Annotated in this window: 19 protein-coding genes; 3 read left to right on the top strand and 16 right to left on the bottom strand. The window is 60.5% G+C overall.

The features are described 5' to 3' along the window. Positions 1 to 28: 28 nt before the first annotated feature. Together RM190_RS12630 and fghA are read right to left on the bottom strand one after the other, a co-directional pair. Entirely contained in the window at positions 29 to 1,831 is a 1,803-nt protein-coding gene (locus RM190_RS12630; RefSeq protein WP_311759808.1) for a methanol/ethanol family PQQ-dependent dehydrogenase, read from the bottom strand. Between the two features lie 192 nt (positions 1,832 to 2,023). Further along, positions 2,024 to 2,857 carry an S-formylglutathione hydrolase gene (fghA, locus tag RM190_RS12635; RefSeq protein WP_311759809.1) on the bottom strand — a complete coding sequence of 278 codons (834 nt, stop codon included), beginning with the start codon at positions 2,855 to 2,857 and terminating at the stop codon, positions 2,024 to 2,026. A 214-nt stretch (positions 2,858 to 3,071) separates the two neighbouring features. On the opposite strand from fghA, the gene RM190_RS12640 reads away from it, so the two are divergent. Next, complete coding sequence (locus RM190_RS12640) at positions 3,072 to 4,226, top strand: BamA/TamA family outer membrane protein (RefSeq protein ID WP_311759810.1); 1,155 nt, start codon at positions 3,072 to 3,074, stop codon at positions 4,224 to 4,226. 10 nt (positions 4,227 to 4,236) lie between these two features. Here RM190_RS12640 and RM190_RS12645 read toward each other — a convergent pair whose 3' ends face one another. The 9 genes from RM190_RS12645 to rph all read right to left on the bottom strand — a co-directional run bounded on the left by RM190_RS12645 (position 4,237) and on the right by rph (position 10,627). Beyond that, positions 4,237 to 4,743: a GNAT family N-acetyltransferase gene (locus RM190_RS12645; protein WP_311759811.1), complete on the bottom strand. Its 507-nt coding sequence runs from the start codon at positions 4,741 to 4,743 to the stop codon at positions 4,237 to 4,239. After that, positions 4,740 to 5,378, bottom strand: a complete 639-nt coding sequence (locus RM190_RS12650) for an ATP-dependent Clp protease proteolytic subunit (protein WP_311759812.1) — start codon at positions 5,376 to 5,378, stop codon at positions 4,740 to 4,742. Before RM190_RS12650 ends, RM190_RS12645 begins: the two co-directional genes overlap by 4 nt. 78 nt (positions 5,379 to 5,456) lie before the next feature. Further along, on the bottom strand, positions 5,457 to 6,587 hold the full coding sequence (locus RM190_RS12655) for an S-(hydroxymethyl)glutathione dehydrogenase/class III alcohol dehydrogenase (protein WP_311759813.1): 1,131 nt from the start codon (positions 6,585 to 6,587) through the stop codon (positions 5,457 to 5,459). Positions 6,588 to 6,717: 130 nt separating this feature from the next. Beyond that, complete coding sequence (gfa, locus tag RM190_RS12660; protein WP_311759814.1) at positions 6,718 to 7,302, bottom strand: S-(hydroxymethyl)glutathione synthase; 585 nt, start codon at positions 7,300 to 7,302, stop codon at positions 6,718 to 6,720. A 102-nt stretch (positions 7,303 to 7,404) separates the two neighbouring features. Continuing rightward, positions 7,405 to 7,761, bottom strand: coding sequence for a YbaN family protein (locus tag RM190_RS12665; RefSeq protein ID WP_311759815.1), 357 nt, complete (start codon positions 7,759 to 7,761; stop codon positions 7,405 to 7,407). Further along, the gene (hemW, locus tag RM190_RS12670) at positions 7,758 to 8,948 is read right to left on the bottom strand and encodes a radical SAM family heme chaperone HemW (protein WP_311759816.1); all 1,191 of its coding nucleotides are present in this window, start codon (positions 8,946 to 8,948) and stop codon (positions 7,758 to 7,760) included. Before hemW ends, RM190_RS12665 begins: the two co-directional genes overlap by 4 nt. Next, positions 8,945 to 9,319, bottom strand: a complete 375-nt coding sequence (locus tag RM190_RS12675) for a RidA family protein (protein ID WP_311759817.1) — start codon at positions 9,317 to 9,319, stop codon at positions 8,945 to 8,947. The genes hemW and RM190_RS12675 overlap by 4 nt, the downstream gene beginning before the upstream one ends. After that, on the bottom strand, positions 9,312 to 9,917 hold the full coding sequence (gene rdgB / locus RM190_RS12680) for an RdgB/HAM1 family non-canonical purine NTP pyrophosphatase (protein WP_311759818.1): 606 nt from the start codon (positions 9,915 to 9,917) through the stop codon (positions 9,312 to 9,314). Before rdgB ends, RM190_RS12675 begins: the two co-directional genes overlap by 8 nt. Further along, positions 9,914 to 10,627 carry a ribonuclease PH gene (gene rph / locus RM190_RS12685; protein WP_311759819.1) on the bottom strand — a complete coding sequence of 238 codons (714 nt, stop codon included), beginning with the start codon at positions 10,625 to 10,627 and terminating at the stop codon, positions 9,914 to 9,916. Before rph ends, rdgB begins: the two co-directional genes overlap by 4 nt. Before the next feature lie 86 nt (positions 10,628 to 10,713). Between rph and hrcA the strand changes: the two genes are divergently transcribed. Continuing rightward, on the top strand, positions 10,714 to 11,769 hold the full coding sequence (gene hrcA, locus RM190_RS12690; protein WP_311759820.1) for a heat-inducible transcriptional repressor HrcA: 1,056 nt from the start codon (positions 10,714 to 10,716) through the stop codon (positions 11,767 to 11,769). Positions 11,770 to 11,774: 5 nt separating this feature from the next. Beyond that, the gene (locus tag RM190_RS12695) at positions 11,775 to 12,326 is read left to right on the top strand and encodes a nucleotide exchange factor GrpE (RefSeq protein ID WP_311759821.1); all 552 of its coding nucleotides are present in this window, start codon (positions 11,775 to 11,777) and stop codon (positions 12,324 to 12,326) included. A 99-nt stretch (positions 12,327 to 12,425) separates the two neighbouring features. On the opposite strand, the gene RM190_RS12700 is transcribed toward RM190_RS12695, so the two are convergent. The 5 genes from RM190_RS12700 to mnmE are packed head-to-tail and all read right to left on the bottom strand — an operon-like array spanning position 12,426 to position 17,788. Then, positions 12,426 to 13,298 carry a ParB/RepB/Spo0J family partition protein gene (locus RM190_RS12700; RefSeq protein ID WP_311759822.1) on the bottom strand — a complete coding sequence of 291 codons (873 nt, stop codon included), beginning with the start codon at positions 13,296 to 13,298 and terminating at the stop codon, positions 12,426 to 12,428. 10 nt (positions 13,299 to 13,308) lie between these two features. After that, a complete protein-coding gene (locus RM190_RS12705; protein WP_311759823.1) occupies positions 13,309 to 14,085 on the bottom strand; it encodes a ParA family protein in 777 nt (258 codons plus the stop codon). Further along, complete coding sequence (gene rsmG / locus RM190_RS12710; RefSeq protein ID WP_311759824.1) at positions 14,078 to 14,659, bottom strand: 16S rRNA (guanine(527)-N(7))-methyltransferase RsmG; 582 nt, start codon at positions 14,657 to 14,659, stop codon at positions 14,078 to 14,080. The genes RM190_RS12705 and rsmG overlap by 8 nt, the downstream gene beginning before the upstream one ends. Next, complete coding sequence (gene mnmG / locus RM190_RS12715) at positions 14,659 to 16,563, bottom strand: tRNA uridine-5-carboxymethylaminomethyl(34) synthesis enzyme MnmG (RefSeq protein ID WP_311759825.1); 1,905 nt, start codon at positions 16,561 to 16,563, stop codon at positions 14,659 to 14,661. The genes rsmG and mnmG overlap by 1 nt, the downstream gene beginning before the upstream one ends. After that, positions 16,529 to 17,788: a tRNA uridine-5-carboxymethylaminomethyl(34) synthesis GTPase MnmE gene (mnmE, locus tag RM190_RS12720; RefSeq protein ID WP_311759826.1), complete on the bottom strand. Its 1,260-nt coding sequence runs from the start codon at positions 17,786 to 17,788 to the stop codon at positions 16,529 to 16,531. Before mnmE ends, mnmG begins: the two co-directional genes overlap by 35 nt. Between the last annotated feature and the right edge of the window lie 14 nt (positions 17,789 to 17,802).

Here is a 17,802-nt window from a genome sequence, read left to right on the forward strand (position 1 = left end):
GTTTGGTATTCGGCACCAAAGTATGAGGTCAGCCGGGCAGCTCGAACACGGTCAGCTGGCCGCCCAGTTCGGTGTATTGCGACAGAGCCGCATAACCGCCCACGGCACCCAGACCTTCGTTCGGGTTGGTAAGGCCAGCCGCAAGGCCGATGCCTGCCCAGCCGCCGACACCGGACAGCACGGCCACATACTGCTTGCCGCCATGTTCATAGGTCATGACGTTGCCGATGATGCCCGACGGGGTCTTGAACTTGTAGAGTTCCTTGCCCGTTTCGGAGTCCACAGCCTTCAGATAGCCTTCCAGCGTACCATAGAAGACGATGTCGCCCGCAGTCGCCAAGGCACCAGACCAGACCGAGAACTGCTCAGGCAGCGACCACTTGATCTCACCCTTGGTGTTGTCCCAGGCGATGAAGTTACCCATGCCGCCATGGCTGTTCGGCGCGGGATACATCGACAGGGTCGCACCGACATAGGGTTGGCCCGCGGTATAGGCGACGCGGAACGGCTCGTAGTCCATGCAGACGTGGTTGGTCGGGACGTAGAACAGGTTGGTCTTGGGCGAGAAGGCCGCCGGCTGCTGGTCTTTCGAACCAAGGGCCGCCGGACAGATGCCGGTCGAGTTGGTATCCTCGCCATTCTGTTCGGTCGAGTACTCCGCGACCACGGCCGGGCGGCCATAGGTCTCGGACTTGGGATCCATGTCCACGCCGGTGGTCCAGTTCACCGCCGGATCATATTTCTGCGCCACCAGAAGTTCGCCCGATTCACGGTCCAGCGTATAGCCAAGGCCGTTCCGGTCGAAGTGGGTCAGGAGTTTGCGGTCCTTGCCGTCGATCTGCTGGTTCGTCAGGATCATCTCGTTGACCCCGTCGAAGTCCCATTCGTCATGCGGCGTCATCTGGTAGAACCACTTGGCCATACCGGTATCGGCGTCGCGGGCCATGATGGTCATCGACCACTTGTTGTCGCCAGGGCGCTGCGAGGGGTTCCAGGTCGAAGGGTTGCCGGTCCCGTAATAGATCAGGTTCAGGTCCGGGTCATAGGAATACCAGCCCCAGGTGGTACCGCCGCCGATCTTCCACTGATCGCCTTCCCAGCTGCTCAGCGAGCTGTCCTTGCCGATCGGCTTGCCCAGCACGGTGGTCTTTTCGGGGTCGACCAGCATTTCTGCGTCCGGACCGGTGGAATAGGCTTTCCACGCTTCGGTGCCGTCCTTGAGGTTATAGGCGGTCACACGACCGCGCACCCCGTATTCGCCGCCCGAGACACCGACGATGACCTTGTCCTTGACCGGAAGAACGGTCGCGGTGTTGGTTTCGCCAACTGCCGGATCGCCGGTCTTGACCGACCACTTGACCTCACCGGTCTTGCTGTCCAGCGCCACCAGCGTGGTGTCCGCCTGATGCAGCAGGATCATGCCATCTGCATAGGCAAGACCGCGGCTGACGGTGTCGCAGCACATGACCGCGATCACGTTCGGATCCTGTTGCGGCTCATAACGCCACAGGATCTTGCCGTTGTCGTTCAGGTCCAGCGCAAAGACATTGTTCGGGAACGGGGTGTGGACGAACATGACGTCCCCGATCACCAGCGGCGAACCTTCGTGACCGCGCAGTACGCCGGTCGAGAAGGTCCATGCCACGCGCATGTCCTTGACGTTGTCCTTGTTGATCTTGTCCAGAGTGGAATAGCGGGTGTTGGCATAGTCACCCGTCTGGATTGCCCATTGTTCGGGCTTTGCGATTTCTGCAAGAACGCTGTCATTGGCCATTGCCGAGGTGCCGGACAGCAGCAACGCCATGACGGCGCCCTTCATCAAATTCTTCATGAATTTCCCTCCGCTTGTAGGCCAGCGCGACTCCTCATTCGCGGGGTGGCCCTCCTCGGGGAGTGTTTCTGTCCGCGCGCCCCTGCGTCAACGAAGCCGACCGCTTCGCCAAACTAAAGTCTTAGGGAATCAAGGTAATCCGGGAGGGAATTCCACCTGCGAAAAAGACAGTGGAATTCCCCTGTGGCGGTATCAGCCCAACCGTTCCGCATGCCAGCGGATGTGGTCTGCGACGAAGGTCTGAACGAAGAAATAGCTGTGATCATAGCCTTTCTGCATCCGGAATTCGCCGGGCTGGCGGCGCTCGATCATGGCCTGGGCCAAAGACGCGGGCTTCAGCAGGTCCAGGAACTGGTCCGACGCCCCTTGGTCGATCAGGACCTCGCCCGGATAACCGCGCTCGCGCATCAGGACGCTTGCGTCGTGGCTCTCCCAGGCGGCGTGGTCATCACCCAGATAGGCGGTGAACTGCTTGCGGCCCCAGTCGGAATCCGACGGATTCGCGATGGGCGCGAAAGCCGAGACGGACCTGTAGCGTTCGGGCATGGTCATCGCGATGGTCAGCGCGCCGTGGCCGCCCATGGAATGCCCGGTGATTCCCTGCGCCTCGCGGTCCAGCGGAAAGTTCGAGAAGACCAGTTCGGGCAGTTCATGCGTCACATAGTGCCACATGCGAAAATGCGGTGCCCAAGGCTTCTGGGTCGCATCGACATAAAAGCCCGCACCTTGACCAAGGTCATAGGCTTCGTCATCGGCCACGCCCTCGCCGCGCGGCGAGGTGTCCGGGAAGATCAACGCAATCCCGTATTCAGCGGCCCATTCTTGCGCCCCGGCCTTGGTCATTGCGTTTTCATGCGTGCAGGTCAGGCCCGACAGGTACCACAGGACCGGAACCTTGCCGTGCTCGGCAGCCGGCGGAAGGTAGACGGCGAATGTCATCGTCGTGCCCGTGGCCTCGGACTGGTGGCGATAGACGCCCTGGATGCCGCCAAAACTGCGGTTCTCGGAAACGGTTTCGAACTTCATCGGTCTTTCCCTTCAAGCGAAACGGTTGCTCTGACGTGCTGGAAAGCAATTCCGCGACCGGCCGGCAATCGGCAATCGGCGTTTCTGCAACAAATGGCCGGGCGGCTGCGTGGGCGTGACCCCAAGGACACGGCGCGCAGAAAACCGCAATTACCCCGTGCTGTCCACCGTCTGCATGCTACCTTGAGGCGCGCCAACAGCGGGAAGGTCTACCATGTCCACTCTGCCCCGGTCGTCCGCATTCCTTGGTTTCGCTTCAGCTTTCGTGATTTCGCTTTCAGCGGACGCGGCGGACGCGTTCGACTTTTCGATCTTCGTCGACCCTGACGACCACATGTTCGATGCCTCGGCCCTGTTGGCGCGGGGCGGCTTCATCCCGATCCCGGTCATTATCACCGAGCCCGCCGTTCAGGGTGGCTTCGGCGTCGTCGGCCAGTTCATCAACAGCGCGCTGGGTCCGGGCGGACAGGGCGCGCGCACGATGGTCGGGCTTGCCCTGACGGGGAACGATTCCAAGGCGGGCGGCATCATGAGGACGGGTCAGTTCCGCGAAGGCAAGGCGCGCTATCAGCTTGCCTTCGGTGGGGCGGATATCACGCTGCCGATCTTCCCCTTCGGGCTGGACCGCTCGGTCGATTACAACAACTCGGTCTTTGGGGGGATTGCGGCGGCACGGTTCAAGCTTGGTGAAACGAACTTCTGGCTGGGCCCGCGCCTGACCTATCGCCATACTGAAATCTCGCTGGGCGGGTCCGAGGAAGAAACCGAGTTGGGCGGCCGCGTGCGAAGCGCGATCAACGACGTGATCGACCCGCAGCAATATATCTCGCTGGGCGCCTCGCTGCATTACGACACGCGCAACAACCCTGTCTCTCCTACAAGCGGGATCAACGCGGTCCTGAAATTCGACCGCTATGACGACGCCATTGGCAGCGATGCGGATTTCAACAACCTGTCCGCCGTGGTCACCAGCTTTACCGAGTTCGGGGATGCCTGGTCCTTTGGCATCCTGACGGAATATGACGCGGTCAGCAGCGGCGCGCCCTTCTTCATGGCGCCCAGCGTGGCACTGCGCGGGGTCCAGCACGGGCGCTATTCCGGGGACAGCGCACTGACCTCGGAAATCGAGCTGAGGCGACAGTTCACCCCCCGCTGGGCCGGAGTGGTCTTCGGCGGCTATGGCGAAACCCATGTCGAGGATTCGCGCCTGTTTCACGCCGAGGACGGGATATGGACCTATGGCGCGGGCTTCCGTTATCGCATCGCGCGCAAGATGGGCATCGATGCGGGGTTGGATGTCGCCAAAGGCCCCGAGGACACGATTTTCTATATCCAGTTCGGCCACGCGTGGATGCGGCAGATGGACTGACCGCCGCGGATCAATCCGCGGCCAAATCCTGGAACATCACCAGCGCGTCGACATAGCCCAGCCGGGGATGCAGGAATGCCCGCGGCAGCCGGCCGACGATCTCGAACCCCGCGCGCTGCCAGGAATGGACAGCATCGGAATTGGTCGCGACCACGAAGTTGAATTGCATCGCCCGAAAGCCCTGGTCGCGCGCCCAGTCCTTGGCATGCGTCACCAACGCCCGCGCAATACCCCTGCCCCGTGCGTCCGGATGGGTGGCGAAGCTGGCATTGGCGACGTGGCTTGCCGGGCCGGGGCGATTGCGACCGACATGGCTGGTGCCAAGCACCATCCCCTGAAACTCGGTCACGAAGACGGAAAAAGGCGCGGCGAACCAATCCGCCAGCGCCTCATCTCGCGAGATGTCGGTGGGGATGCAATAGGTCTCGCCCGCCCGATAGACCGGTTCGAGAATCGACCAGATCGCATCCCGGTCCTGAAGCGTGGCGGGACGGATCAGGATCCCGCCCGCCGTCATTTCAGTTCGTCCACCGACCGGATCACCTTGCCCAGCAGTCCATAGTCCAGCGCTTCCTGAGTGTTCAGCCAGAAGTCGCGCTGGGTGTCCTTTTCGATCCGCTCGACCGGCTGGCCGGTCGCATCGGCAAAGATGTGGTTCAGCCGGTCGCGCATCAGGCGAACCTGCTCGGCCTGGATCATCATGTCGGACGAGGTGCCGCCGATCCCGCCCGAGGGCTGGTGGATCAGGAAGCGCGTGTTCGGCAGGCAGAAGCGGTTTTCCTTTTTCGCCGCGACAAAGATCAGCGCACCGGCCGAGGCGACCCAACCCGACCCGATGGTGCGGACGGTGGGGCGGATGAACTTGATCACGTCATGGATCATGTCGCCCGATTCCACATGCCCGCCGGGCGAGGAGATCAGCATGTTGATCGGCTGGTCGCTGTCCTCGGCCAGAGCCAGCAGATGGGCGACGGTGCGCTGCGCCAGCTTGTCGTTGATCGCACCGGCGACGATCACCGTGCGCGACTTGAAGTAGAGCTTGCCGATCTTGTCCCCCTCGGGCAAGCCAAGACCTTCGTCCTTTTCGCCTTTCTGCGGGCGATCGTCCTCATCGTCGTCGTCATCGTCATCATCGAGCCATTGGTGACGCATCGGCCTGCTCCTTATTTCCTCATGGCGACGGCGGGACCAGCGGCCCCGCCGTCCTTTTAACTAAGCAGCCGTTTACGATCAGTAAAGGACGACCGAGCGGATGGATTCGCCCGAATGCATCAGGTCGAAGCCCTTGTTGATGTCATCCAGCGGCATCGTGTGGGTGATCATCGGGTCGATTTCGATCTTGCCGTCCATGTACCAGTCGACAATTTTCGGCACGTCGGTGCGGCCACGGGCCCCGCCAAAGGCCGTGCCCTTCCAGACGCGGCCCGTCACCAGCTGGAACGGACGGGTGCTGATTTCGGCGCCCGCTGCCGCCACGCCGATGATGACCGACTGACCCCAGCCGCGATGGGTACATTCCAGCGCATCGCGCATGACCTTGGTGTTGCCGGTCGCGTCGAAGCTGTAATCGGCGCCGCCGATCTGGTCGAACGGGGTCTTCGTCATGTTGACGATTTCCTGCACGACCGAGCCTTCGATCTCTTTCGGGTTGATGAAGTGGGTCATGCCGAAATGCTCGGCCATGGGCTTCTTGTCATTGTTCAGGTCGACGCCGATGATCATGTCGGCACCTGCAAGGCGCAGGCCCTGGATGACGTTCAGACCAATGCCGCCCAGACCGAAGACAACGGCTTTCGCGCCGATCTCGACCTTGGCGGTGTTGATGACGGCCCCGATCCCGGTGGTCACGCCGCAGCCGATGTAGCAGATCTTGTCGAAGGGCGCGTCCTCACGCACCTTGGCGACCGCGATCTCGGGCAGCACGGTGTAGTTCGAGAAGGTGGAGCAGCCCATGTAGTGATGGATCGGCGTGCCATCCAGCATCGAGAAGCGCGAGGTTCCGTCGGGCATCAGGCCCTGGCCCTGGGTGGCGCGGATGGCGGTGCACAGGTTGGTCTTGCCCGACAGGCACGAGGCGCATTGGCGGCACTCGGGCGTATAAAGCGGAATCACATGGTCGCCCACCTTGACCGAGGTGACGCCGGGGCCGACCTCGACCACGACGCCGGCGCCTTCATGGCCCAGGATCGCGGGAAAAAGGCCTTCGGGGTCGGCGCCCGAGCGGGTGAATTCGTCGGTGTGGCAAATGCCGGTGGCCTTGATTTCGATCATCACCTCGCCGGCCTTCGGCCCTTCGAGATTGACCTCCATGACTTCCAGCGGCTTGCCGGCCTCGAGCGCGACGGCTGCACGTGTTCTCATCGATAATCTCCTTGCGTCCTGGCCGATTGGCCTGCTGAATGTCTTGTCATAACCGAACCCTAACGCGCGGGTGGCCATGGCTTTGGGGGCCGGTATGACCGACCCCCTGTCGCGGCCAAAACGGCAATCGTCAAGCCGCGAGTGCGCCGGATTTCTTGGCGATATGCGTCGCGATCGCGTCCATCAGGGGCGGCGAAAGCGCATCATAGGGCTCAAGCCCCAGTTCGCGCAGGCGCGCGCGGATGCCAGCCATGCGGCTGGGATCGACACCGGATTCGATGATCGAGCTGACGAAGGCTGCAAATTCCGGCGCCGCCCAGCCGTCCTGGTCGGAAAGCTCGGTATGGACGAAGTCGAGACCGTAGAACGGGTGTTCCTTGTTCTCGATCCGGCCGTACATGTGCACGCCGCAATCCTTGCAACGATAGCGCTGGATCGGAGCGTCCTTGTTGACGATCTCAAGCTTCTCGGCACCGCTCAGCACCTCGACCGAGTCGCGGCCGACGACAGCGACTTGCGAGAAGATGGCGCCTTCGGGTTTCCAGCATTTGGTGCAGCCACAGACGTGGTTATGCGCAGTCTGTGCCTTGACCGCGACGCGCACCGGATTGGATGCGCATTTGCAGTGAAGTTCACCGCCCGCGAAACCGGCCTTGGCCGGCTTGATGCCGTTATCAACGGCGGGGTGGATCTTCACCCCGGAAGTGTCGCTCATGGTCCTCCCTCCGAATAGACCCTGGGCCTTGAACGGCACCAGTGAGCGCAGTTTGCTCCGCAGCCGAAAACACACAAGTGGGCAAAAGGTTGTATCGCCGGATCAGGATTCTGGCCGCGTCACCAGCCACAGTGCGACCGCGCTGCAGACCAGCGCCTGGGCGACGACAATGCGCGGATCAAGTCCGAAATAAAGCGACCATCCCACCCCGCAGGCCATCGCCACGGTGGCCCAGATCTTGGCCATGCGCCCAACCACGCCCCGTTTTCGCCACGCCCGGATCGGCGGGCCAAAGGTCGGGTGCCGCATGATCCGGGCGCCCAGCCGGGGCGAGGATTTGGCAAAGGCCCAGACCGCGACCAGAAGGAAAGGCACGGTCGGCATCACGGGCAGAATCGCGCCAATGACGCCCACCGTCAGCGAAAGCCAGCCAAGGGCAAGCCACAGCAGGCGCATCATTCGGCCAGTTCGCGCAGGATGCCGTTCAGGACGGGCCTGCCCGCCGCTGTCGCGGCAAGCCGGTCTCCGCGCTGCTCGACCAGTCCAAGGCCGATCAGGTCGGCAAGCTTGCCCTGGGGCAGCTTTGCCCCATGGGCCAGATATCGCGGCACTTCCAGCCCTTCGGTCAGACGAAGTGACATCAGCAGATATTCAACGGCGCGATCCGACAGGGACAGGCATTCGCGCAGGCTGTCGCCGGTGCCCCGCGCCTCAACCGCCTCCAGCCAGGCACCGGGGGCGCGATGCGCCTCGGTCGCCCAGCGTCCATTGGCCAGCGTCAGGCGGCCATGCGCGCCGGGCCCTACGGCTGCCCAGTCCCCCTGCCGCCAATAGATCAGGTTGTGAAGGCTTTCGGCGCCCGGCCTGGCGTGATTCGAAATCTCATAGGTCGGCATTCCAGCGGCGGCGCAGATCTCTTGCGTGTCCTGATACATGTCGGCGGAGAGATCGTCGTCCGGCAACCCCTTCAAGCCTCCTTTGGCATGGCGGGCACCAAAAGCGGTCCCCGGCTCGATCGTCAGCTGATAGGCCGAGAGGTGGTCGACAGCCATTCCAAGCGCCTCGGTCAACTCACGCCTCCAATGGGCCCGGTCCTGGTCCTGGCGGGCATAGATCAGATCAAAGCTGACGCGCGCGAAGCAATCCCGCGCAATGTCGAAGGCGGCCCGCGCCTCTGCCACGCTATGCATCCGGCCCAATCGCCTCAAGTCGTCGTCGTTCAGCGCCTGCACCCCCATCGAGACGCGGTTCACCCCTGCATCGGCATAGGCGCGGAAGCGTCCCATCTCGACGCTGGTAGGATTCGCCTCCAGCGTAATCTCGATGTCGTTGGCAAAGGGCCATTCGGCACGGGCAGCCTCGATCACGCCCGCGACCGTCTCGGGGGCCATCAGGCTGGGCGTGCCACCGCCAAAGAAGATGCTGTTCAGCACCCGGCCCGGCAATTCCTGCCCCAACCGCGCCAACTCCTTGCGATAGGCAGCAAGCCAACGCCCCTGATCGACAGTCGCCGATACATGGCTGTTGAAATCGCAATATGGGCACTTCGAGGCGCAGAATGGCCAATGGACATAAAGCGCGAACCCCCCCGCCCTCCAGTCCTGGGCAATGGGATCCAATTGTGCGGTGATTGTGGCGGCTGTCATCCCTTGAACGCGGTTACCTCGATCTCGACCTTCATTTCGGGTCTGATGAGCCCCGCGACAACCATCGTGGCCGCAGGTAACGCAACCTTCATCGCCTCGCCCAGAACCGGGGTAATTTCTTCCACCAATGCTGGATCGATAATCGTGTATTGCACACGCACGATGTCGGCTGGATCGAATCCCGCCTTGCGAAGCGTGTCGAAGATCGTGGCAAAGGCATTCCGTGCCTGTTCGGCGGCACTGTCGGGCATCGCCATCGCCGCATAGTCATAGCCCGTGGTGCCCGAAACGAAGCACCACGGCCCCTTGACCACGGCCCGGCTATAGCCGAGCGCCGTTTCGAAGGGGGAGCCGGTCGAGATCCTAGACACAGGCCGCCTCCAGCTTGCGGAAGGCATCGGCACGGTGGCTGATGAGGTTCTTCTCATCCGCGGTCATCTCGGCGAAGGTCCGGTCCTGACCGTCGGGAATGAAGATCGGGTCATAGCCGTGGCCTTGCTGCCCGCGCGGCGGCCAGGTCAGGCGGCCAGGCGCAATACCTTCGAAGATTTCCTCGTGACCATCCGGCCAGAGCAGGATCAGCGTCGCGCGGAACTGGGCCGTGCGGGGTTCGGGCACGTCGCGCTGGTCAAGTTCGGACCATGTGCGGGTCATCGCCTGCATGAAATCGCGCCCGTTGGGCGTCTCGGCCCAATCGGCGGTATAGACGCCCGGCGCACCGTCCAGCCCGTCAACCGTGATGCCACTGTCATCGGCCAGGACAGGCAGCCCCGTCGCCTGCACCGCTGCGCGCGCCTTGATACGGGCATTGCCGATAAAGGTCGTCTCGGTCTCGTCCGGTTCGGCCAGTCCCAACTCTCCGGCCGAGGTCACGTCGATCCCGTGCGGGGCAAGCATGGCGCGGATCTCCTCCAGCTTGCCCTTGTTATGGGTCGCCACAAGAAGCTTCCCCTCGGTCAGCCTCCTCATACGATGGCCTCTTTCTGCGCGAGAACCAGTTCGGCGATTCCGGCCTCGGCGAGGTCCAGCAACTGGTTCATCTCGGGCCGCGAGAAGGTCGCGCCCTCGGCGGACATCTGGACTTCGATCAGGCGTCCGGCACCGGTCATGATGAAGTTGCCGTCGGTACCGGCCTCGCTATCCTCAGCATAGTCCAGATCGACGATCGGTTGGCCGGCATAGATGCCGCAGGACACCGCCGCGACATGGTCCATGATCGGGTCAGAGGATATGACGCCCGCCGTCAGGAGCTTGTTCACGGCCAGCCGCAATGCCACCCAGCCCCCTGTGATCGAGGCGCAGCGGGTTCCACCATCCGCCTGGATCACATCGCAGTCGATGACGATCTGGCGTTCACCCAAGGCGCGCCGGTCAACACCTGCGCGCAGCGACCGCCCGATCAGGCGCTGGATCTCTTGTGTGCGGCCCGATTGCTTGCCGCTGGCCGCCTCGCGCCGGTTGCGGGAATTGGTCGCGCGCGGCAGCATTCCGTACTCCGCCGTGACCCAGCCCTGCCCCGAGCCCTTCAGAAAGGGCGGTGCCTTGTCCTCGATCGTGGCCGAGCACAGGACCCTCGTATGCCCGCACGAGATCAGGCAGGACCCTTCAGCGTGGCGCATGACGCCCGTCTCGATTGAAATCGGACGCATATCGCTTAATTTTCGGCCAGAAGGTCGCATCGGTCATTCCTTTCGGGGGTTTTGCTGTTCAAATACAGGTCGGCCCCCCCGGACCGCAACCCCGCGAACGACCAAGCACATGTGCCATGCCTGAAACCGCCTTGCTTTCCGACCTGAATGACCGCTCGCGCGAGGTGTTTCGCCGCGTCGTCGAATCCTATCTGGCCACCGGCGAGCCTGTCGGCTCTCGGACACTGACTCGCGACATGAGCGAGCGTGTCAGCGCAGCCACGATCCGCAACGTAATGCAGGATCTTGAGCATCTGGGGCTTTTGGACCATCCACATGTCTCGGCCGGGAGAATGCCGACCCAGTTGGGCCTTCGGCTTTTCGTTGATGGACTGATGGAGGCCGGGCCTGTCTCGACCACCGACCGCGAGATAATCGAAGAGACGCTCGGCAATGAAAGCGGCGATACCGGGGCCATGCTGGACCGCGTCAGCACCGCCCTGTCGACCCTGACACACGGCGCGTCGCTGGTGTTGATGCCGAAGCAGGAAGCCCCTGTCCGCCATATCGAATTCGTAAGTCTTGCGCCCGATCGTGCCCTGGTGGTGCTGGTCTTTGCAGACGGGCGGGTAGAGAACCGGGTGTTCTCTCCGCCAAAGGGGCATACCGCGAGTTCCATGCGCGAGGCCGCGAACTTCCTGAACGCGGTCGCCGAGGGGCGCACACTGGCCGATCTGCGTCACGGAATATCGCAGGAGATCAAGGCCAGCCGCCAGCAACTGGATCAGGTCGCTGCCGAGCTGATCTCGTCTGGTCTTGCGATGTGGAATGACGACGGCCCCGATCCGCGCCTGATCGTGCGCGGGCGTGGCAATCTGCTGGCCCATGAGCTTGCCGACCTGGACCTGATCAGGACGCTTTTCGACGACCTGGAACGCAAGCGCGACATCGCCGAATTCCTTGAGCTGGCCGAGCACGGCGAGGGCGTCAGGATTTTCATCGGTTCCGAGAACAAGCTTTTTTCACTTTCCGGTTCATCTCTGGTCGTTTCACCCTATATGAATGCCGACCGAAAGATCGTTGGCGCGGTCGGCGTGATCGGCCCCACCCGGCTGAACTACGGACGTATCGTGCCGATTGTGGATTACACTGCGCAGCTCGTCGGCCGGATCATCTCCGGCCGGAAAGGATGAAGGACATGACGAACGAGTACCCGAATGGAAGCCCCCTTGACGATGAGGACTTTGCCGAACCTCTGCCGGAGGACACGGAAGGCTCCTCGCCCGAGATCGAGGCGCTGATCGCCGAACGCGACGGCCTGCGGGACAAGTTCATGCGCGCCCTTGCGGATGCCGAAAACGCCCGCAAGCGCGCAGACAAGGAACGCCGCGAGGCCGAACAGTATGGCGGCACGCGCCTGGCCCGTGACTTGCTGCCGGTCCATGACGCCCTGTCGCGGGCGCTTGAAACCGTCAACGATGACCAGCGCGCCGCATCGGCGGCGCTGATCGAGGGTGTCGAACTGACCTTGCGTGAGCTTGGCAATGTCTTTGCCAAGCACGGTATCGTCGTCATCAAACCGGAAATCGGTGACAAGTTCGACCCACAGCATCACGAGGCGATGTTCGAGGCCCCGGTTCCGGGTACGATCGCCGGAAACATCATCCAGGTCATGGGCAACGGTTTCATGCTGCATGATCGTCTGCTGCGACCTGCCAAGGTTGGCGTCAGCTCGACCCCCGCAAACTGATTTCACTAACAGACTAGATCAAGTGAAAACCCCGGGATGATATCCCGGGGTTTCTACATATAGAAAAATAAGATATGTAATATACCAAATATTGATTTATCAATTACCGAGAGCTTGGCAAAGCTTGTCCAACTGATCCAGATCCTTGTAGCTGACAACTAGTTGCCCGCCCTCTTGTCCGGAGTGATTGATCTGGACTTTCATCTTCAGGTGGGCCGAAAGATCGCTCTCCAGCGCGCGGGTATCAGCGTCCTTCTCGGGTCGACGACTGGCGGGTTTCTGCTTCGCTGCCTCAACCTGACGGCGAACCAATTCCTCTGTCTCACGCACAGAAAGGTTCTTCTCGATAACCTTTCGCGCCAACTCCACCGCATTTGGCACGGTGATCAATGCACGCGCATGTCCTGCGGTCAGCTTGCCTTCCTTCAACCAAGTTTGCACTTGCTCCGGAAGGTTGAGAAGTCTCAGCAGGTTGGCGATGTGACTGCGACTCTTGTTCAGAGCCTCCGCCACCTTTTCCTGCGTATGACCGAAACGATCCATCAACTGGCGATAGGACGCGGCCTCCTCGATCGCGTTCAGATCCGACCGCTGAATGTTCTCGACAATAGCAATTTCAAGAACTTCTGTGTCGGTCAGTTCACGAACGATCACGGGAACGTCATGAAGTTGCGCCAGTTGCGCAGCCCGCCAACGGCGCTCACCCGCAACGATCTGATAAAGGCCACGGTCGCTGGGATGTGGCCGCACGATCAAAGGCTGCAGCATTCCGCGCTGACGCAGCGAATCCGCCAGTTCTTGCAATGCCTCCTGCGCAAAGCTGCGCCGCGGCTGGTCTGGGTTGGGGGTAATCTGTTCGACGGGTAGAAGTTGTCGCGGCATTGGTCTTTCGGAAGGGATCAAATCTACATCGGCCATCAGCGCCGACAGTCCGCGCCCCAGCCCTCTTTTCTCAAGCTTGTTCTCTGACACGGGCTCCTCCTCAGGCTGTCGCATATTGTCTGGACAAGAATTCCTTGGCCAACTCTCGATAGGCTAGACTACCCTTAGAGTTGGAATCGTAATGCAGGACCGGCATCGCATGCGACGGCGCCTCAGACAGGCGAACATTGCGCGGGATTACCGTATTGTAGACCAACCCGGACAGCGTATTCCGGGCGTCAGCCTCGACCTGTTGCGAAAGATTGTTTCGATTGTCGGACATCGTCAGCAACACGCCTTCGATCCGTAAGTCTGGATTGGCAGTTTGCCGTACCTCTCTGACGGTCATCAGCAACTGGGACAGCCCCTCAAGCGCATAGAACTCGGCCTGCAATGGAACGAGAACACTTCCTGCCCCAACCATTGCGTTCACAGTAAGCAGACCAAGAGCCGGCGGGCAATCGATAAGCAAATACTCAAATTCTGATGTGCTGGGAAGCTTGCGACGAAGAAGTTGGGTTCGGCCCTGGCGATTGGACATTTCAAGGTCGACCGAGGCGAGGTCCCGACTTGAAGGGACAAGACTGAGGTTATCCACTTTGGTCGGGATGACGCACTCAGCCAAACTAGTCTCGGCCATCAACAGATCATAGGTTGTCCGGTCGCGCTCCTCGGGTGGAATACCAAGCCCCGTTGACGCATTACCTTGCGAATCCAAATCTATAACCGCAACCCGATGTCCCGCTTCGGCCAATGCCGCCGCGAGATTTACCGCAGTGGTCGTCTTTCCGACCCCGCCCTTCTGGTTGGCAATGGCGATGACGCGTGTTTCAGGCATAGCGGATATCCGTTAGTTCCAAAATTGCAGCACCGGGATGAGTATGGCTTTCATGAGCATTAAGCTGAAAGCTCCATATCTTGCGGGCCTCTTCTACCTCGGACTGCCAATTGCGCCCCTTCATAAGCCATGCCCGCCCCCTGGGATCAAGATGTCTATGAACATATGACATCAGGAGAGGAAGTGGGGCAAGCGCCCGCGCACTGATGTTGCTCGAAAAGAGCGGACGGGCGCTCTCGATGCGCTCGGAAATAATCTGAACGTTGGTAAGCTCCAGTTCTCGCGCTACTGTGCGAAGAAAGCTTCCCTTACGCTTATCACTTTCCAGAAGAGTCACTGGTAGATCTGGGCGGCGAATTGCCAAAACTATCCCCGGAAGGCCCCCTCCGCTGCCCATGTCAAGCCATGGGCCCCTCGCCTTGGCTGATATGGTCACCAACTGCAGGCAATCGGCAATATGGCGACTTTCCACCTGGTCCAGTGTCGAAGGTGCGACAAGATTGATTACGGGGTTCCACTTGCGAATGAGGGCCGCATACTTCTCGAGCGGATCTGTTTCACGTGAAACAGTCATTAAACTGCACGACGCCGGTCTGAACGCAATACTGCCAAGACAAGCGTCAGCGCGGCTGGAGTCATTCCCTCAATTGCCGATGCTGCAGCAAGATTGATTGGTCGTGCCCGCTTCAGCTTATCCTTCAGCTCATTGGACAACCCGGAAAGTGAATCATAGTCAAAATCCGCGGGAATGCCCACAGCCTCTTCTTTACGCAACAGCTGGGCATCGCGTTCTTGGCGATCGGTGTACTGCTGATAGAGCGCATCGGTCCCTAGTTGATCCAATATGGATCCGTCGACTTGCGCGAGTTCAGTGTCCAAGGAAAGCACCACTTCACGCCCAATTTCCTGCTGCCCGAGCAGCGAAAAAAGGCTGCGCCTGCTCCCATCCTGCCGCACATCCAAGCCAAGTCGCCGAAGTTCATGGGAGGTAAACTGGCGGTCTTCCGCGACCCTACGCGCGGCTCTATAACGCCCCATTTTGAAATCAAAACTTTCCCGCCGGTCCGAGCCCACGCAACCAATCTCAATTCCAACCGGTGTAAGCCTTTGATCTGCATTATCGGCCCGAAGAGACAGCCGAAATTCCGCGCGCGACGTAAACATGCGGTAGGGCTCACTGACCCCTCGGGTTACAAGATCGTCAATCATCACACCGATATAGCTTTGTGATCTGCTGAAATGTACGGGTTCTCGCCCTTGAGAGCAAAGCGCGGCTCCGAGGCCTGCAACAAGGCCTTGTGCAGCTGCCTCTTCATATCCTGTGGTGCCGTTAATCTGACCTGCCAGGAAAAGACCAGGCATGGCCTTGACCTCTAAAGAAGAGCTCAGCGCCCGGGGATCGACATAGTCATACTCTACAGCATAACCAGGCTGGACGATTGCGGCCTCTTCCAGGCCTCGGATCGATCTTACATACTCATACTGCACTTCCTCGGGTAACGAGGTTGAGATGCCATTAGGATATATCAAATCGGAATCGAGACCCTCGGGCTCAAGGAATATCTGATGCGAAGTTTTCTCTGCAAATCGCACCACCTTATCTTCGATTGAAGGACAGTATCTCGGTCCGACACCGTCGATGCGTCCGCCGTACATGGCTGATAGACCCAAGTTATCGCGGATAGCCTTGTGTGTACGCTCATTAGTATATGTGATCGCGCAGCTGACCTGCCTCGCGGTGGGCCGCTCGCTCAAATACGAGAACATTACGGGGCAGTCGTCACCCGGCTGCTGTTCAAGCGAATCCCAGTCGATACTTGATCTCAGAATCCTCGGAGGTGTCCCGGTTTTCAGTCTACCGAGGGGCAGGCCCAAGGGGCGAAGAGAAGCGGCAAGTGAAACTGACGCATCAGAACCCCAACGCCCTGCAGTCCGCGTCTCCTCACCGATATGAATCAATCCGTTGAGAAATGTTCCCGTCGTGAGAATGACTTGGGAACATGCCAGTTCACGGCCGTCCGCCAGCCTAATCCCCTCAACACGATCCATCGCATGTACGATTTGGGATACCTCTCCCAAGACAATCTCGAGATTCGGTTCCAGTAGCGCCAACTGTCTTGCAGTGCGCCGATATATGTTTCGATCCGCTTGGGCCCTGGGCCCTTGAACTGCCGGACCCTTCCGTCGGTTCAGCAACCGAAACTGAATCCCTGCCTTGTCGGCGATTCGACCCATCACGCCATCCAGTGCGTCCACTTCACGCACCAGATGCCCCTTCCCCAACCCTCCGATGGCAGGGTTGCAAGACATTGTGCCTAGATCGTCCTCGCGCAATGTCACTAGCGCCGTCGCGACACCCATACGCGCAGCCGCCATTGCGGCCTCAAGACCAGCATGTCCGCCGCCAACAACAATCACATCGAACTGTTTCACGTGAAACACCCTATTTTCCGATACAGAACGAGGAAAAGATCTCATCCAGATAATCCTCCGCCCCGACTCGTCCAACCATTGAAGCCAGCCCGAGAACTGCGGATCTCAGCGCTTCGGCCAAGAATTCCGGCTCAGTTCCAGCGCTGATGTCGAGTGCGTCGCGCGCGCGCTCCAGTGCTTCCGCTTGGCGCCGATGACCTACCAGACCGGAATCGGCTGCTTTAACTCTTAGGCTATCGTAAACCATATCCAGAAGCTCTGCGACTCCTTCCCCTGTCTTGGAGGAAATTGAAATGCCGTTGCCAAAGCCCAGGTCTGCCTTGGACCTGACAACAAAATCTCCATCCACACGCAGGGTCGACACATCGGGACTTTCGGATAGGTGTATCCTAAGATCCGCTTGCTCCGCGCGCTCCGTCGCACGCTTGACACCCATCGCTTCTACCGGATCCGCGCTCTCCCGCAATCCAGCCGTATCCAGAAACGTCACTGGCAGGCCCCGCAGGTCCGTACGCAGTTCAAGAATGTCACGCGTCGTACCGGCAATATCCGACACAAGTGCGAACTCTCGTTGAGCTATCCGATTGAGAAGGCTGGATTTCCCGGCATTTGGTGGGCCGATTATCGCTACTTCATATCCTTGCCGAAGACGCTCGGTGGCTGGGTAGGCCTTTAACATCATCGAGATATCATGGCGCACAGAATCGATAAGCGAATAGACCTCGGCCGGGACCTCTTCGGGTACCTCTTCGTCCGCGAAATCAATACTTGCCTCAACCAGCGCCCCTGCACGGATCAGCTTTGAGCGGAGTTCGTCCGCCTTTTGCCCGAGTTCGCCATCTGCGGTACGCATTGCCAATTTTCTTTGGGCTTCCGTCTCGGCAGACAAAAGGTCGGACAAGCCTTCTGCTTCTGCCAAGTCCATACGCCCGTTCAGAAAGGCGCGCTTGCTGAACTCACCGGCATCAGCACGACGCAAACCGCGTGCCAATAAAGCTTCAGCCAAGCGGGTTGAAATGACCGGGGCACCGTGAAGGTGGAATTCCGCGACTTCTTCACCGGTAAAACTGTGCCCCTCTGGGAACCACAGCACCAGCGCACGATCTATAAGATCATCCCCATCGCGGACGGCGCGCAAATAGGCGCGCCGTGCTTCTGGAACGGCCCCGACCAAGGTTTGCAGGACAGCATGCGAATCCGGGCCGCTCAAACGAACGACCGAAACGCCTCCTCGACCGGGCGGTGTGGCCTCGGCAAAGATCGTGTCCAAAACATCCTCCGGCC

The sequence above is a fragment of the Paracoccus broussonetiae genome, from assembly GCF_031854425.1.
Lineage (GTDB): Bacteria > Pseudomonadota > Alphaproteobacteria > Rhodobacterales > Rhodobacteraceae > Paracoccus > Paracoccus broussonetiae.

Bases quoted from the DNA above. Each gene is read 5' to 3' on its own strand.
- RM190_RS12650 (WP_311759812.1), bottom strand. From the start codon at position 5,378: ATGCGTCACCAATGGCTCGATGATGACGATGACGACGACGATGAGGAC.
- RM190_RS12695 (WP_311759821.1), top strand. From the start codon at position 11,775: ATGACGAACGAGTACCCGAATGGAAGCCCCCTTGACGATGAGGACTTT.
- rph (WP_311759819.1), bottom strand. From the start codon at position 10,627: ATGCGACCTTCTGGCCGAAAATTAAGCGATATGCGTCCGATTTCAATC.
- rdgB (WP_311759818.1), bottom strand. From the start codon at position 9,917: ATGAGGAGGCTGACCGAGGGGAAGCTTCTTGTGGCGACCCATAACAAG.
- RM190_RS12655 (WP_311759813.1), bottom strand. From the start codon at position 6,587: ATGAGAACACGTGCAGCCGTCGCGCTCGAGGCCGGCAAGCCGCTGGAA.
- rsmG (WP_311759824.1), bottom strand. From the start codon at position 14,659: ATGACTGTTTCACGTGAAACAGATCCGCTCGAGAAGTATGCGGCCCTC.
- hrcA (WP_311759820.1), top strand. From the start codon at position 10,714: ATGCCTGAAACCGCCTTGCTTTCCGACCTGAATGACCGCTCGCGCGAG.
- RM190_RS12645 (WP_311759811.1), bottom strand. From the start codon at position 4,743: ATGACGGCGGGCGGGATCCTGATCCGTCCCGCCACGCTTCAGGACCGG.
- hemW (WP_311759816.1), bottom strand. From the start codon at position 8,948: ATGACAGCCGCCACAATCACCGCACAATTGGATCCCATTGCCCAGGAC.
- RM190_RS12705 (WP_311759823.1), bottom strand. From the start codon at position 14,085: ATGCCTGAAACACGCGTCATCGCCATTGCCAACCAGAAGGGCGGGGTC.
- RM190_RS12665 (WP_311759815.1), bottom strand. From the start codon at position 7,761: ATGATGCGCCTGCTGTGGCTTGCCCTTGGCTGGCTTTCGCTGACGGTG.
- RM190_RS12640 (WP_311759810.1), top strand. From the start codon at position 3,072: ATGTCCACTCTGCCCCGGTCGTCCGCATTCCTTGGTTTCGCTTCAGCT.
- mnmG (WP_311759825.1), bottom strand. From the start codon at position 16,563: ATGAGATCTTTTCCTCGTTCTGTATCGGAAAATAGGGTGTTTCACGTG.
- gfa (WP_311759814.1), bottom strand. From the start codon at position 7,302: ATGAGCGACACTTCCGGGGTGAAGATCCACCCCGCCGTTGATAACGGC.
- RM190_RS12630 (WP_311759808.1), bottom strand. From the start codon at position 1,831: ATGAAGAATTTGATGAAGGGCGCCGTCATGGCGTTGCTGCTGTCCGGC.
- fghA (WP_311759809.1), bottom strand. From the start codon at position 2,857: ATGAAGTTCGAAACCGTTTCCGAGAACCGCAGTTTTGGCGGCATCCAG.